General features: G+C 37.6%; 13 protein-coding genes. 5 read left to right on the top strand and 8 right to left on the bottom strand.

The genetic code is table 11. The features are described 5' to 3' along the window. Positions 1 to 101: 101 nt before the first annotated feature. The 4 genes from C1E24_RS14265 to C1E24_RS14250 form a co-directional block, all read right to left on the bottom strand. Positions 102 to 2,312 carry a DUF5916 domain-containing protein gene (locus C1E24_RS14265; RefSeq protein ID WP_138482559.1) on the bottom strand — a complete coding sequence of 737 codons (2,211 nt, stop codon included), beginning with the start codon at positions 2,310 to 2,312 and terminating at the stop codon, positions 102 to 104. Then, positions 2,312 to 3,730, bottom strand: a complete 1,419-nt coding sequence (locus C1E24_RS14260; RefSeq protein WP_138482557.1) for a sensor histidine kinase — start codon at positions 3,728 to 3,730, stop codon at positions 2,312 to 2,314. The genes C1E24_RS14265 and C1E24_RS14260 overlap by 1 nt, the downstream gene beginning before the upstream one ends. Beyond that, positions 3,730 to 4,404 carry a response regulator transcription factor gene (locus C1E24_RS14255; protein WP_138482555.1) on the bottom strand — a complete coding sequence of 225 codons (675 nt, stop codon included), beginning with the start codon at positions 4,402 to 4,404 and terminating at the stop codon, positions 3,730 to 3,732. The genes C1E24_RS14260 and C1E24_RS14255 overlap by 1 nt, the downstream gene beginning before the upstream one ends. Positions 4,405 to 4,489: 85 nt before the next feature. Beyond that, the gene (locus tag C1E24_RS14250; RefSeq protein ID WP_138482553.1) at positions 4,490 to 5,059 is read right to left on the bottom strand and encodes a DNA-binding protein; all 570 of its coding nucleotides are present in this window, start codon (positions 5,057 to 5,059) and stop codon (positions 4,490 to 4,492) included. Between C1E24_RS14250 and C1E24_RS21040 the strand changes: the two genes are divergently transcribed. After that, on the top strand, positions 5,001 to 5,210 hold the full coding sequence (locus C1E24_RS21040; RefSeq protein ID WP_240722028.1) for a hypothetical protein: 210 nt from the start codon (positions 5,001 to 5,003) through the stop codon (positions 5,208 to 5,210). The genes C1E24_RS14250 and C1E24_RS21040 overlap by 59 nt on opposite strands. Positions 5,211 to 5,367: 157 nt before the next feature. On the opposite strand, the gene C1E24_RS14245 is transcribed toward C1E24_RS21040, so the two are convergent. The 4 genes from C1E24_RS14245 to C1E24_RS14230 all read right to left on the bottom strand — a co-directional run bounded on the left by C1E24_RS14245 (position 5,368) and on the right by C1E24_RS14230 (position 11,533). Beyond that, positions 5,368 to 8,568 carry an efflux RND transporter permease subunit gene (locus tag C1E24_RS14245; RefSeq protein WP_100912750.1) on the bottom strand — a complete coding sequence of 1,067 codons (3,201 nt, stop codon included), beginning with the start codon at positions 8,566 to 8,568 and terminating at the stop codon, positions 5,368 to 5,370. Positions 8,569 to 8,579: 11 nt separating this feature from the next. Continuing rightward, entirely contained in the window at positions 8,580 to 9,869 is a 1,290-nt protein-coding gene (locus tag C1E24_RS14240) for an efflux RND transporter periplasmic adaptor subunit (protein ID WP_100912751.1), read from the bottom strand. A 53-nt stretch (positions 9,870 to 9,922) separates the two neighbouring features. Then, entirely contained in the window at positions 9,923 to 11,140 is a 1,218-nt protein-coding gene (locus tag C1E24_RS14235; RefSeq protein ID WP_138482551.1) for a TolC family protein, read from the bottom strand. Between the two features lie 84 nt (positions 11,141 to 11,224). Further along, a complete protein-coding gene (locus tag C1E24_RS14230) occupies positions 11,225 to 11,533 on the bottom strand; it encodes a hypothetical protein (RefSeq protein ID WP_240722027.1) in 309 nt (102 codons plus the stop codon). A 223-nt stretch (positions 11,534 to 11,756) separates the two neighbouring features. Between C1E24_RS14230 and C1E24_RS14225 the strand changes: the two genes are divergently transcribed. The 4 genes from C1E24_RS14225 (at position 11,757) to C1E24_RS14210 (ending at position 15,553) form a co-directional block, all read left to right on the top strand. Further along, entirely contained in the window at positions 11,757 to 12,659 is a 903-nt protein-coding gene (locus tag C1E24_RS14225; RefSeq protein WP_138482548.1) for a cation transporter, read from the top strand. Between the two features lie 61 nt (positions 12,660 to 12,720). Then, positions 12,721 to 13,368: a class I SAM-dependent methyltransferase gene (locus C1E24_RS14220; RefSeq protein ID WP_138482546.1), complete on the top strand. Its 648-nt coding sequence runs from the start codon at positions 12,721 to 12,723 to the stop codon at positions 13,366 to 13,368. Positions 13,369 to 13,806: 438 nt separating this feature from the next. Continuing rightward, entirely contained in the window at positions 13,807 to 15,099 is a 1,293-nt protein-coding gene (locus C1E24_RS14215; RefSeq protein WP_138482544.1) for a TolC family protein, read from the top strand. 52 nt (positions 15,100 to 15,151) lie between these two features. After that, on the top strand, positions 15,152 to 15,553 hold the full coding sequence (locus tag C1E24_RS14210) for a biotin/lipoyl-binding protein (RefSeq protein ID WP_138482542.1): 402 nt from the start codon (positions 15,152 to 15,154) through the stop codon (positions 15,551 to 15,553). Positions 15,554 to 15,557 lie beyond the last annotated feature (4 nt).

Below are 15,557 nucleotides of genomic sequence, written 5' to 3'. Positions count from 1 at the left end.
AAATCACCTTAATGTTAGTGATTTCATACTAAATATTGAAACTTAAGATTCGCTTAGTTCAAACTGAAACTTTGTACAATCTTTATAAAATCGAGCTAGGATTAAAAATGAAGTCGAATTTTAGCGAATATATTGTGATCGTCTTGAGTTTCGATAGCTTTCTTGTATAAATTACGTTGTCCAAATTTAGCTATATCATCTTCAAACTCTCCACCAAACCCATAGCTGAGATAAAATGCAGTGAGTTTACTTAAAGCGTATTTATAGCGAAGTTGAAAAGCGCTTTCGGCAAATGAAAAGTCTTCCAGATGACCAATAGAACTCAAGCTACCATCGGTTCCGACGTGATATTGATTTATGTGCTGTGCTTTGCCTATTACGGACTCAAATTTAAGACGTAATTCATGATTATCACTAATTTGATAGTCAAGGCTAAGCTCTATTCCTTGTTCAGTAAAATTATATTCATTTATGATATTATCTTCATCCCAATCAAGCCAACTGTTACTGTTGTATTGAGACAGTGTTACCACAAAATAGATATTGTCATTGAACTGCTGTTCAATGCTGCTTTCAATATTGTAAAAGCGACCAGATATTCCCTCAGTACCAAGCTCAAGTTCCACACCAAATGTACCCCAGTTATATTCAGGAGAATCTATTTCTAACTCTGAAATATAAAATGAAGGTAACCAAACGGAATTATTTCTCCTAGTTAGTAAATCATCGTAACCCGAAGAGCCGTATTCAACAGAAAACTGATATTCAAACTCAGTGTCTGTAACAAGTTCGATTCCTCCTCCAGCAATGAGGGGTAATTCTTCACCTTGATGGTTTGTTTTAATTTCAGTCTCTACAGCGAATGAGATATCTCTAATTGACCATAAATTTAAATTCGGGATCTTATATTGGTATTGATACTCAAATTGCTTACGATTTACGCGTTTAACATAACCTATATCATTTAACTGTAAGTCTTTCCCATAGCTGAAAAGACTGAATTCATGGCTATGTTGTTCCAATGGCTCTGTGCTGCCAGTGATCCACCAACCTAAGTCATTCGTTGTTGAAGTGTCTTGTTTTATTTCAGATCTAATAATACCTAATTTTAGCTCAGTATCTTCTGAGTATGCATAATTAAAATCAGATTCAATAATAATTGCCTCACGATCAATACTTGGTGTGGTAACCCAATTAATAGATGCACCTAAGGTATTAGAATCAACATGATATTGGCTTCTCATTAACCAAAAATCGCGGCCTTTTTGTCCTGTATTAGAATTTTCAAAAGCTGATATAAGCCCAAAATCCATTTGGTTACTACTAAACGTGTATTTTAATGCAGCATCCAACTCGCCTGAATAATCATCATCATAATATGAATCCCCGCCAATTCTTGGCGTATGAACTACTCTAAGGGTCTCTGGACCTGCAACATCAAATATGCTTTGGTTTTCATTGAAAAAAGGTCGTTTCTCTGAAAAGAAGCTTTCAATAGCTGAAAAATTTACGACCAGTTCATCAGACTCGACCTGCCCAAAATCAGGGTTGATAGTTGCACTTAATTGTTGGCTTTTCGTCGGTTTCCAGAATATTTCAGCACCAATGTCAACAGCATTTTTATTGTTTGCAATGTCCTTATTCGCTGAAATGTATGGAAAAATATCTAGGCTTGATTGATTGCTTATTTTAACCTTTTTTTTGCTGAAATTTGTCAAAAAGCTATTCATTGAACTATTTGCTGGAATAGAGGAGTAGGTTGCATTGGTAGATTCATCAAAACGATTAATTGATAGACCAAATTCATTGCGATCTTGAATTGAGAAAGACATAGAAGACCAAGGGATGTAAATTTCTGCCTTCCATGAATTGGTAGATATTTTGGTTTTAAATTGCCACTGACTATCCCAGTCTAAATCTAACTCTTTATTCTGTTTATATATGCCATCATAAAAATAACCCTGATGATTGACCGAGAATACATAACTGGTTTGCCCAGTGTTGTTCATATCCAACATTACTTGGATGTGATCATTAGTAAACAGTGTATCGTTTTCCTGAGTTCTAACTCTTAATGGTGTGTTCGTTGGAGCAAAAACTCTTAGATACATACCTAACTCAGTCGTTAAAATTTGGTAATGAAAGTTGCATTCTGTTTTTGTGAGTGTTTGTGGAATAACTTGGTAACTAGTGGTGTTTAGTTTAACTGTTTGCCACGGTAGAACATTATCAATGATAGCTTCATCTGCAAAGCTAATGCCTAAATGAGTTAAACTAAGTGAAACCAGAATGAGATTAAGGAGCTTTTTCATCACAGCGACACAGTAAAGGTTATCGTCCTGTCAACGAGCGTTACGGAAACGCTTGCACCTAATTTATTACAATAGGATTTTACGATTGCTAACCCTAAGCCAAAGCGCTCGGTTGATGTTCGAGATTCGTCTTTTTGCCATAAAGGATCAAAAAAAGACTGTAAATCCGCTTGTTGGCATTCTTGATTACTGATATTTGAAATTTCTATGACTGCTTTTTCGTCTGATGATTTTGATATCAATACTTCAATCGCTGTGTCATTGGGGCTGTAAAAAAATGCATTATTGATTAAATTCGAAAGCACAGTATCTAAAGCAAATCGATTCGTTTCAACAATAACAGGATTTACTTGGTGCTGTATTTTTACTTCTCTACGGCTTAAATTCTCTCGACTGATAATATCACTGAGTAGTTCAGTTATGTCCACTTCGCTCTTGGGTAAATCACGCGAACTACTGCTTTTTTGTAATAACATAATGCTATTAACAATATGTTTTAATCGAGAAGATATTTCGTACACATCGTTAGCAAGATGATCAGTAATTTGTTTTTCATGAGGGAACTTTAAAGCTACTTCGCTCAAGCTTAGAAGCTCAGCGATAGGGGTCTTTAATTCGTGCGCAATGTCAGAGGTTATACGTTGTTCCCGCATATATAAGCTATGGTTTTCCTTTATAAATTGGTTAACACCATTTGCAATTGGTACAAGTTCTTGAGGTAAGTTTTTGACAGACACGGCTAGGTTATCAGAGTTCAAACTGACCTTACTGAGTTGATTATTAAAATCATCTATGGGCTTTAAACTATTTATCACAACAATCGTGACGATTTTTCTGACAGCAAAAACGGCAAGTATCGAAGTGACAATAAAAATGATATCAACAAACCAAAGAACATAGTCTAACTCTTCTCTGCTTAGTGCATAAGCAAACTCCATAGTTTTTTGATTTTTTGCAAACTCTTCTCTGCTAACTCCAAGTGTCTCTCGAAGATCTGAATCAATCTGAGGTAAAAACTTTGTATAAAGCATTCTGCCATCTCGACCATCCGGTAATACCGTGTCTTGAATAATTAACCCGTCTAGTTTTACATTCAGTCTAGGGAGATCTTTTATTTCAAAAAACTCTAAGGTATCAGAGCGTTCAAACACTTTTTCTTTATACCAAAGTTGGAAGTATTCAGGATTTTCTTTTCCTTCAAATTCGGGCATAAATTCACCAGCGAAATCAAATTCTAACCCTTCCTCATCTTCTTCTACTAAAGTTTCTAGTAACCCTACCTTGTTAATCATCGCACGGTCGAATTGTTCGCTGATCCAAGTATCAACACTAATATCCGTTGCTAATAAAATTGACACTAAAAGTATCGAGATTGAAATAGATAAATAGAGACTTAATTTTTTATGGATTGAATTCACTAATGACTCTCTACGAAGTAACCAAAACCTCGTTTGGTTTTAATGGGAAGCTCATATCCTATCGCTTTAACTTTTTTACGGGCAGATGAAAGGTGAGCTTCTAAAGAGTTTTTCGCAATCGCATCATATTGCCCTGCAAGATATTCGCTAAGTTTTTCAGGTGAAATAACTTTTCCTTGGTTGGTAAATAGGCACTCAACAACTTTATATTCATTGGGTGTTAGGTTAGCGTCGGTTTCACCACATTTGAGTAATTTTAAATGTAAATCTAAAGATATTGAACCAATATTGATCGTGCTATCGTTGACATTTAAACTACCTCTGCGCATTAAGCAAAGCAACCTGACATGTAGTTCGTCAAAAGAAAAGGGCTTGGTGAGATAATCATCAGCACCGTTAAGTAATCCCTCAACTTTATCTTCTGTAAGATCTTTCGCGGATAAAATTAAAACACGGATATCTATAGCCGCTTTTCGAATAGCCTTTAATATCGACGTACCGTCTACTGAAGGCAGCATTAAGTCTAATATCAGTAAAGAATAGTCACCAGCTAATACCATACTCAAACCTTCGGAGCCATCTCCTGTGTCATCAACGGTAAAACCTAAGTTTGATAGCCCAACTTTTAAGCTTCGCCTTAGTGATGTAGAGTCTTCGATAATTAAAACTTTCAATGCAATATGCCTTTGAATAAATATTGTTCAGAGTATCGCGTTAAACTTAAGATTAGCTGAATTTACACTTAATATTTACCATTACCTATCTTTTCAACAATTCAAGTTGTCCTTCTAATTTCCCATAAGACCTCTGGAGTTGATCTAACGCTACTTCTTTCACTTCAAGTTGTTTGATACGACTTTCATTGGCTTCTAATAATCCAAGCAGTCGGGAGTTTTCAGCGACTAGCTCTTCGTTTCGAGATTGCAAAAGATCAATTTCAGATTCCAAATCATCAATTTTTTTATCACCAGATTCAATAGCGAGACTTGCTTGATTTTCAGATTCTTCAAATTTGATAATTTTAGATTGATAGTCTTCAATAGTAGACTTAACTCTCTTTTCCGCTACTTGCTGTGCAAGTTTGTAGCTTTCTATTGCTAGCTTTTGAAGTTGAGTTATAGTCGCTTGCTGGTTCTTCTCCAATTTTTCAGCTATTTCTGCTGGTAATTCAATGTCATTTTCTTCTTCAATTATTGATTCTTTTTGAGACAAGTATTCAGACCAAACGAACTTGATTCGCTCTGAACTTCCACCTTGTAACCTGTTTCTTATGGCAAATGGGCTAATTATTAGCAAAACTGCTGATGAGGATAAGTTAGAAATATACACACATAGTGGGAGTTGTTATGTGATTGATGCTGACCATAAGTTAATTGATATTTCGTTTGTTGAACTGGTTGTTATGAGAGCAGGAGCTTATTCAGCAGATCGAGTTTTAGAAATGAGGGAACAACTAAAGTCTCGAAATAAAATTCATTAAATAACGAAAATAAGGAGTCTAGAATGACTTCAACAAATTCAATATTCGATCAGATTAGTAATTTTACGTAATAGCTAGCTTTTTAGTGATAGCAATAAAGTGAAGCTTCCAATTCATATTCCTTGATTCGGAAGCTTCACAATTGATGAAAATTGAATTAGCGGGATAACTCCTCAATTTTCTTTTTGGAGAACCAGCGATATAAAACAGGCAAAACAAACAATGTGAGTAATGTTGCTGTTATCAAACCACCAACTATAACACTTGCCAGTGGTCGTTGTATTTCAGCTCCTACACCATTTGACATTAACATCGGTATTAAACCTAATGCAGATGTTATTGCTGTCATAAGAACAGGTCTTAAACGCGAAGTTGCTCCTTCAAATACTGCTTGGGCAACATCCAAGCCATCCCTAATTCGTTGGTTTATACTCTCAACCATAACCACACCATTTAACACGGCAACACCAAATAGTGTAATGAAGCCAACGGAGCTTGGCACGGACAAGTATTGCCCAGACAAATATAAGGAGAAAACACCGCCGATAACAGCTAATGGGACATTAACTAAAATCAACATGGCTTGACCAACTGAGCCAAATGCGAAGTAAAGCAAAAGAGCAATTAGGGCTAAAGATAGAGGAACCACTATAGCTAACCGTTGTTGTGCTCGTTGTTGACTTTCAAATTGACCACCTATTGAAACAGAGTAACCAGCAGGCAAATCAACCTTTTCTGCGATGACTTTACTGATGTCGGTAACAACACTACCCATGTCTCTATTTTGCACGTTGGCTTGGATAACAACACGCCTTTGCACGTCGTCTCTTCTCACTTGTGGTGGGCCAGATTCAAAGGAGACAGTTGCTACATCACCCAGACGAACCCAAGCCCCTGTTGGAGACTGAATGCGAATATCAGAAATAGCTTCTTTATTACTACGATATTCTTTTTCTATACGCACATATATATCATAACGCTCATTACCGTTGATGATTTGTCCTGCTTCTATACCACCAATGCCATCTCGTACAATTTCCATAACATCACTGACAGAAAGGCCAAAGCGAGAAAGCTCTTGTCTGTTAGGCTTTACAACTAACTGAGCTTCACCAGCGATTTGTTCAAGAGCGACATCTCTAGCGCCTTCAACGTCTTTGATTGCCAATTCAATTTCCTGCCCTTTAGCTGCCAATATGTCTAGATTTGGGCCAAAAAGTTTTATCGCTAATTGTGCTTTTACACCAGATAATAGTTCGTCAACTCGTGTCGCAATAGGTTGAGAAAAGTTGAGTAAAAGACCCGGAAACTCTTCTAAAGAACGTTCCATTTTATTTTGCAGTTCATAGCGATTCGAGGCAGAGGTCCATTCGGCGACTGGCTTTAAACCTATATAAATTTCAATATTATTAACAGGCTCAGGATCACCTCCGATTTCGGCTCGTCCTATTCGGCTAAGCGCATAGGTTACTTCAGGAAATGCCATCAATTTATCCTCCAAGATAGGTGCGACACTTAATGCTGTATCCAAGCTTGAAGAAGGAGCGAGTGTAACCCTTAAGTTAATTGTACCTTCTTCCAGTTCTGGAACGAACTCTGTGCCAATATAAGGCACGATTGAAAATGCAGACACAACCATTATTAAGGATGCTGATACAATTAATTTGGTGTGTTTAAGTGCGAACTTAAGCCCTTTTCTATAAAGGTTATTTAATGGTTTAAGTACAAAGCTTTCTCTCTCCTTCACTCCTTTTTTGAACATATAAGTAGCAAGTGCAGGAACGATAAATAAAGCAACTACAATGGCCGAAATAATAGCCAAAATGATACTAACAGCCATCGGTTGGAAGAGTTTGGCTTCTACGCCTTCAAAGCTAAACAAAGGTAAGAACACTACCAAAATGACAGATGCAGCAAAAAAGACAGGTCTTGCAACTTCTTTCCCTGCTTGTTTTAGTCGTAATTTAATTCCATGATCGTCTTGCTCTACAGCATGTGGATCAATATCAGAACTTGGTACGCGTTCTTGCACATTTTGTTTATGAGTAGCGTCTGGTCGGTTTAAATGTTTAAACATGTTTTCAACCATCACAACCGAGCCATCGACCAGCATACCAATTGCTACCGCAATGCCACCTAGCGACATAAGGTTTGCCGATATACCCCACCAAGCCATTATCATCAGCGCAATGCCTATTGAAATAGGGATCGAAATAAGGACAAGAAAAGTCGCTCTTAAATTCATTAAGAAAAGTGCTAGTACGATACAAATAAAGATAAAGGCAAGTGAGAGTGCATTTACTACGGTACTGACTGCTTTTTCGATTAAATCAGCTTGATCATAGAAGGGTTCGAAGCGAACACCGTTAGGTAACGCCTGATTGATCAAAGGGATTCTTGCGTTAATACCATCAATGGTTGCTTTTGTATTTGAACCCATACGTTTTAGCACAATGCCTGATACGACTTCACCCAAGTTTTCAACCTTTCCATCTGCTGTTTTTCGGGTCATAGTGACCGCACCTTGTCGAATCTCACTGCCTAATTCGACTTTGGCGATATCGGAAACTGTCACGACTGTACCATCAACGGTTTTTACAGGTACTTGCTTAATGTTGCTAATGCCTGCTTCACCACTTTCGAACCAGCCTGTTCCTCGGATGACAAGTTGCTCTTGCCCTCGATTCATATACCAACCGCCAACGTTGGCATTGTTACTATCAAGCGACTTAACGATATCTTCTTGTGATAATTTATATGCAAGGAGCTTAGATGGATCTACGTTAACTTGATACTGCCTAACGTTTCCGCCGAAAGATAAGACGTCGGTGACACCATCGACTGGCATAATGAGCAATTTAATTATCCAATCATTTAAACTTCTTAATGCCATTGAGTCATATCCTGCGTCTTTATCTGACACGAGCAAGTATTGAAATACTTGTCCTAGCCCAGACGTATTTGGTCCCATTTCAGGCGTACCTACACCGTCAGGTATCAACTCTTTTGCTGCTTGAAGCCGTTCAAAGACGAGCTGCCGAGCAAAATAGATATCTGTCCCTTCTTTAAAGACGACAGTAACGCCAGATAATCCTGTTTTGGAAATTGAACGTACTTGTTCAACATCAGGTAACGCATACATGACCGCTTCAATCGGATAAGTAATGAGTTGTTCCACTTCTTCTGCTGCAAGCCCCGGTGCTTCAGTGTTAACAGCGACTTGAACATTGGTTACATCTGGGAAAGCATCTAAGTTCAGTTTGGGGATCACCATTATTGCGCCAACAATAGTGGCAAATAAGGCAATCAATATAAGGAGTCGGTTGTTTACAGACCAATCTATAATTTTATTAAACATAGCGTCTCTCCTTAATGGTTATGCGGATCAAATCCGCCTTTAGCTATTTCAGAAGCAACAAAAAACGCTCCTTGAGTTACCACACGAGTACCACTTTCTAAACCAAAAATTTCTCTGAAATTACCTAGTGCACGACCTAACTCAACCTCTTTCGCTTTGAATTCACCGGGATGATCCTCAACAAAGACGGTCCAGTCTCCGTCCGCACTTCTAATTAAAGCTTCTTCTGGAACAGCCATAACTTTTTGTTCAGTGGCAAATTGAAAATATACTTTAACAAACATGCCTGAATGGAGATTGTCATCTGCATTATTAACACTTAGGCGAATGATTCGAGTTCTAGTGATGGGATCAATCGTGTGGGCTTCCTGAATAACTTTTGCCTTATAATCCTCTCCTTCTAATTTAACTATTGCCGGAGAGTTGATTGATAGATTGAGCTTTTTGTTGGGTGATACTTTAGCTTCCACCCACAGCTTATTTTCATCTGCCAAAAGCATGATAGTATCACCCGCATCGACTCGTTGGCCTTGGGTGAAGTCATCTTGTAAAACTACTCCTTCTCGCTGAGCTACTAGCGAATATTGGCCAAACGAAGTTATGTCTTTATTTGATATGTCTTTTATCGCTTTTTCAGTTAACCCTAGTGCGATAAGTTTTCCGTATGTGGCGTTAAATGTGGTTTGAGCCTGAAGTAAACGACTTTCACTTACTGTTTTGTTGCCTAATTTCTTTACTCGCTGCCATTCAGTTGACGCAATCAAGTAGTCAGCTTGAGCTTGAGCCATTGCTTCACTAAATAGGGTGACCAGCTTTTGTCCTTTTTCTACGTGTTCACCGAGTGCAGTATGTCTGCTTATTATCACTGACTCGGTACGGGGAGAAACGACATAGCTGCTATAACCATCTACTTTGACCTCTCCGGGCGCATAGATTGTACTGAATTGATAATCAGGTCTTATGCTTTGAACTTTAATATTGGCTAGTGACATTTTTTGAGGGCTTAGAGTAATACCTTCTTCATGTTCCTCTTCAGTTTCTTTATTTTTGCTCTCTTGGTCGTGACCATGTTCGTCATGTTCTGTGTCTTTTTCAGAATGGTTGCCTTCATTTTCCTGATGGCCTTCTTCTACATGATTTTCTTCACTTTCCGAGTGTTCGTGTTTATGTTTTTTGGGATTTGCTGTTACAGGTTCAATTGTATTTACTTGTAGAGCATACACTTCACCGCTTAATGTCCCACCTAAAAAAAGTCCACTAATTACTATTGCTAATAATTTTTTGCTAAATAATGTATTCATTTTTTACCTATATTCTTTTAACGTTTAAGATTTCTAATTGCCGTTTTAACTAATTAAATCTTAAACTTAGATAATTGACCCATGCTCCAAATGAAGGCTATTTCAGAGAGTCTAAATTGTTTTTCTAGTTGAATGCCCGAGTGCAATCCATCAGCTCTTTGGCTCAACGCTATTAGATAGTCTGAAGTATTGATGTCTCCAGCCTCCCAACGAGCGTTTAGCAACCTCGCGCTATTATCAATTCGGTTTTGCATAAGGTTTTGCCATCGCTGATAGTATTTTTTACTGATCATGAGGGATTCATAGTTGGCCTGAGCTTCAAAAGAGCGTTTTCGATAAATGGATTGGAAATAAGCTTCCGCAGCAACGGCTTCTGAATATGCCGCTTTAGTAGCATCGGAATAGTTATTTCTGATATTCAAAGGCATAGAGAATGTTAAGCCAACGATATTATCGTCACTATTTTTTCCTGCGCTAATCCCTATGGTGGGATTAGCTTTATTCTCTATGGTTGTTAGTTGTGCTTTAGCTTGTTGCTCTTTCCATTTTGCTTTAGCCAATTGTACTTGGGGGTGTTGTTCAATCCATTCAGCTTTGTATGAATAGTTTTCAACATCGAAATCAATAGAGATTTTACTGGCTAACTCTGGTGTCCAATCAGGCAGCAGCTCTTTAACTTTAACCTCAGCATTTTTTAGCTCTATTTGATATTCAGCTATTTCACTAAAAACTTGAGACAAGTTTAAGTAAACCAGCTCAGCATCTAGAGGCTCAAGTATTCCCGCCTTTTGTTTGTCTTCCACAATACTAAGTAAGGTTTGCAGTTGACCTTCTCTCTCCGTAGATAGCTGTGCAGTATCTTTCGCTGATTGCCAATTTGTCAAAGCAATTAACGCATCGGCCTTTTTTGAATCGATTAAATTCAATAAGTGCTGCTGGCTGGCATAAAGAGTTATCTCGCCAATTGACGTATTGGCAGAGCGTTTATCCCAAAAATCAATGGTCTGACTCAAACCGATTGAATAGTTATTAAAATCACCTTCTTTCTCAAAACTTGCGTCAAGCTCAGGGTTATATATTGCCTGAGTTAAGCTTTTTGCATGATGATTGCTTGCGATTAACAACTCTCTTGCTTCAATTATTTCGGGATCTTTATTTATTTGTGTGTCTAACCACGACTCACTTTTTTGCTTGCTGTAAGCGGCATTTGAAATGCTTACAAGCAGGCAAAATGACAGGCATACGCCTGTATTTTTTAAATATTTATACATAGGACTTCTTAAATTTTTAATTAATAAACATCAACCCATTTACCGATTTTTAATCGATGAATGGATGGTTATAAATCTACAAATTTAAGAAATAGGGGGGCGTAATATAGCGTCTAAAAATTCTTTTGTTTGATCGAATTGATAAGGTATTAGGTTGTTGTTATATAACTTTGTTGCACTATTTGAATTGCTAATTAATATCCAAGATAAGTGGCTGCCGCTACAATGACCACAATGATGACAATCTTTGATGTCGTGGCCTGCTTTTTCATCTGAATTGTCGTCAAAAATTTTAAAATCACTTTTGTGATCATGTTGGGTTTGTATGTGTTCAATATCTATTTGGTGGCTTTGTGAAGTTGCAGACGCGACAGCAGTTATCGATTGCAACACAATCGAAACTATTAACAGTAATTTAAGCGCAACAGCCAAGTTCAAAGTGACTACCTAATGGGAATATAACATATAAACGTTAGCATATAGTTTTCTGTGGAGCTAGTGATTTCAGTCAAGTTCAAACAATTACTTTTTATAAATCTATTGTTAGATAAAGATTCTTGACTCTATAGTTGGTATAGAGTTTACACTAGTGCAAAATATTTAATGGAAAGATTTTATGTCAGAAAAATGCTCTGGGCAATGTCAGTCCTCTCCAGCTAGCAATGACCTGAATAATAACCACATCGATTCAGATGATTTTGGCGGAAAGTTTGTCAGTACTTTTAAGGTTTCCCAAATGGATTGTCCTTCTGAGGAGCGTTTAATTCGACTGGCTATAGAAGGAATTAGCACAACTATTGGGTTGCAGTTTGATATCCCCAGTCGGTTAGTTAAAGTTTTCCATGATGACAATTTGGATGAGATTACTAACAAACTGCAATCTCTCAATTTAGGTGCTTCACTAGAATCAACAAGTGAAAGTTGCAGTAAAGAAGCTGCAAGAGCGAGAAAGTTAGATCAATCAAACAAAGCAAGTGAAATGTCAGCACTTAGATGGCTGTTATTGATTAACGGAGTTATGTTTTTTGTTGAAGTGGTCGCCGGAGTTATTGCTCAATCTGCCGGACTCATTGCGGATTCTTTGGATATGTTTGCGGATGCTGCTGTGTATGGACTAGCTATATATGCTGTTGGTAAGACAGTTAGCCTGAAATTAAGGGCAGCACATATATCTGGATTATTGCAGGTTATTTTAGCGCTTGGAGCTTTAAGTGAGGTAATTCGACGTTTTATTTATGGGAGTGAACCGATTTCATCGTTGATGATGATATTTGGTGGGGTTGCACTAATTGCTAACGTAGCTTGTTTGTTTTTAATTTATAGAAATAAAGAAGATGGTGCTCATATGAAAGCGAGTTGGATATTTTCAGCCAACGACGTTATTGCAAATGTTGGTGTTATCTTAGCTGGCCTTCTCGTGACGCTGACAGATAGCCGTTATCCAGACTTAGTTATCGGGTTAATAATTTCCCTTGTTGTATTGAACGGCGCACGCCGAATTCTACAGTTAAAGTACTAATAGCCATTATTCATGACTGTTTGAAAGCAACGTATTCAGTATCAAGACAGGGAAATTTACAATGAAAAAAAATACACCTTATATACCTCCGTTACGTTTTCACTGGTTGACTCGTTACTATGACAGAATCGTTGCAATTACTACACGAGAAAAATTTTTTAAAAGTTTAATTGTGAAGAAAATAGCTCAAACCAAAGGAAATGAACTGTTAGATGTGGGCTGTGGTACAGGAACATTAACAAAAACAATTGCTGAAAATTTTCCTCATTTTAAGGTGACAGGTTTGGATGCTGACCAAACAGCATTAGATATTCTTCGAAAAAAACTCAGTGAGAAAGAACTCAATATTTCGCTGATACAAGGTTTTGGTCAAGAAATGCCTTTTGGTGAAAACTCTTATGATATAGCTGTTTCGAGTTTGTTTTTTCACCACCTTACTCGTTTAGATAAAATAGCAACACTAAAAGAAATTCGTAGAACGCTCAAACCGAGCGGGGCATTGTACATTGCTGATTGGGGCAAGCCGACCTCCATTTTACAACGAGCATTATTCTTAATAGTTCAATGTTTAGATGGTTTTAAAACGACAAAAGATAATGTGGATGGATACCTCCCGTCATTGATAGTAGAAGCGGGGTTTGTCAACGTTTATGAACAAGATGCTATTCCTACTGTATTAGGGACAGTTAGATTGATTAAAGCATGTTAGACCTGCAATGACCTTTCTACGCTTACCTAGTTTCACAACATATTTAACATATGTGATGCTGCTATTAATCGCAGCACATTCTGTGATTTGTTCGCCGAATGATTTTGATGATCTTTCTTTTTTTACGCCAATTAATTCTTCATATGTTTTAGAGCAATCAACAGAAGCTACGGAGCTTACTCAGCTCCAGAATAGCAGCTCGTTAGTAGATGAGTGCAATTTTTGTTGTTGCCAATTATTCATATATACAGATGTGCCTTCCGAGCCTAACCAAGTGATTGATTTTCCTCTTGCTGAGACCATAGTTTCTAGCGAGCAAAAAGGTTATATATCCTTGCCATTTCGACCACCAAAACTAGCTTAGATTACCCCGAAAATTAGGTAGAGCCATCTTCTACACCCACAGTTTTATAGAATAAAATTAATAGGAAAGTATACATGAGACTTAATGTATCACCGCACCGAAAGGTAGCGAAGGTGAGGTGTATAACACCTCGATATAAATATTTTGCGTGCTTAATGATTTCGCTTTTAACATTTAATGTTAACGCTTTTGAAAAGGAGCTTAACCTGCAAGAGGCAATACGTTGGACACTCAAGCAAAATCCAGAGTTAAAAATATTTGATTTCAAGCAACAAGCTTTAATAGGACAAGAACAAACAGCAAGCTTAAATCCGGCATTTGAGCTTGAAGTAGAAGCTGAGAACTTTGCAGGTTCAGGTGACTTCAATAAATTTGATAGTGCTGAATTAACGATTGCTCTTTCTTCCGTGATTGAAATGGGAGATAAGCGTTCTGCAAGAATTGGACTTATTTCTAATTCTAAAAAGCTGTTGAATGCTAAAACGGAAGTTGAGGCGTTAAATTTGATAGCTCAAGTTACTCAACAATTTATCGAGGTACTCGCTTCACAAGAAAGAGTCTTATTAGCCGATAATGCGTTAAGTCTAGCTCAAGAAGCATTCAATGTTGTTGATGAACGTAATCGTGCAGGAGCAACCCCTAATGCTGAGGTAAAGCGAGCGAGGGCAGCGATTGCCCAAGCTAAGCTAACCTCTCAATCAGAAAAGAAACGCCTAGAATATTTAAGGCTGTCTTTAGCCGCTTTTTGGGGAGAATCAACGCTGAACTTCTCGAAGGTAACAGGTGATTTATTTCAATTTGGAAATGATAGTGATTTTGAGACGCTTTTTGCAAAGTTAGAAACAAATCCTGCCATTCAAATTTACGCCAATGAGGAGCGACTTAAGGAAGCTGAGTTGCGTTTAGCCAGAACTGAGTCAACTGCCAATATTCAGTGGTCTGTAGGGGTTAGACGCTCTCAAGAAAGTAATGATACTGCCTTAGTCGCAGGCTTTAGCCTACCGTTATTTGCTGACAAGCGAAACTCAGGAGCAATCGCGAGTGCCTTAGCTGAGCGTGATCAAGTTGCCATTGAAAAAGATGTAACGAAATTAAAGCTTAGAAATCATTTGCTGCGAGCATACTCGAATAGGCAGCAAGCTATTTTGACGACAAATGCACTAAGACAGTCGGTAATTCCAATGTTAGATCAGGCACTAGATGATACCCAAATTGCTTATCAAAAAGGTCGTAATGGCTATCTTGACTATGTATCAGCTAGACAAGAACTACTAAACGCTCGTCGCACGCTGATTGATGCTGCTTCTGCTGCTTTGTTTTACGGGGCCGAGATTGAAAAATTAACGAATGAAGCGTTATCACTTTAATTTAAAAATTGATTTTTAATTCGACCGATAATCGAATTACTTAGGAAAAAAAATGAAAAACTATTTAATTGCATTATTTATTTTTGTAGGGATTTCGTCGCTGTCTCAATTGGTTTGGGCAAGTGATGAGGACTCCGAAGAGAGTATAAGTAAAATAAAAAACGAGATGTCGGAAAAAGTAGGCATAGAAACAACTAGGTTATCACCTAGAAGACTTAATCAAGAAATTTCTGTTTATGGTAAGACAACCATAGGGGTAGAGCAACTGTTTCAGATAAACGCTAGATACAATGGCGTTATAAAGACGATTAATTACACTATTGGAGATAAGGTAAAAAAAGGAGATCTTCTAGCTGTTATTGAATCGAATGAAAGTTTAAATACCTACGAGGTAAGGTCTCCGGTATCAGGTTTAGTTATACAAAGAAATGGGAATGTTGTTCTGCGCAACTAAATCA

This window comes from Pseudoalteromonas phenolica (assembly GCF_005876835.1).
GTDB classification, from domain to species: Bacteria; Pseudomonadota; Gammaproteobacteria; order Enterobacterales; family Alteromonadaceae; genus Pseudoalteromonas; species Pseudoalteromonas phenolica_B.
Note: the sequence above shows the minus strand (reverse complement) of the source record. Positions and strands in the feature narration are given on the sequence as shown.

Bases quoted from the DNA above. Each gene is read 5' to 3' on its own strand.
- C1E24_RS14235 (WP_138482551.1), bottom strand. From the start codon at position 11,140: ATGTATAAATATTTAAAAAATACAGGCGTATGCCTGTCATTTTGCCTG.
- C1E24_RS14265 (WP_138482559.1), bottom strand. From the start codon at position 2,312: ATGAAAAAGCTCCTTAATCTCATTCTGGTTTCACTTAGTTTAACTCAT.
- C1E24_RS14220 (WP_138482546.1), top strand. From the start codon at position 12,721: ATGAAAAAAAATACACCTTATATACCTCCGTTACGTTTTCACTGGTTG.
- C1E24_RS14225 (WP_138482548.1), top strand. From the start codon at position 11,757: ATGTCAGAAAAATGCTCTGGGCAATGTCAGTCCTCTCCAGCTAGCAAT.
- C1E24_RS14215 (WP_138482544.1), top strand. From the start codon at position 13,807: ATGAGACTTAATGTATCACCGCACCGAAAGGTAGCGAAGGTGAGGTGT.
- C1E24_RS21040 (WP_240722028.1), top strand. From the start codon at position 5,001: ATGGCAAATGGGCTAATTATTAGCAAAACTGCTGATGAGGATAAGTTA.
- C1E24_RS14245 (WP_100912750.1), bottom strand. From the start codon at position 8,568: ATGTTTAATAAAATTATAGATTGGTCTGTAAACAACCGACTCCTTATA.
- C1E24_RS14210 (WP_138482542.1), top strand. From the start codon at position 15,152: ATGAAAAACTATTTAATTGCATTATTTATTTTTGTAGGGATTTCGTCG.
- C1E24_RS14240 (WP_100912751.1), bottom strand. From the start codon at position 9,869: ATGAATACATTATTTAGCAAAAAATTATTAGCAATAGTAATTAGTGGA.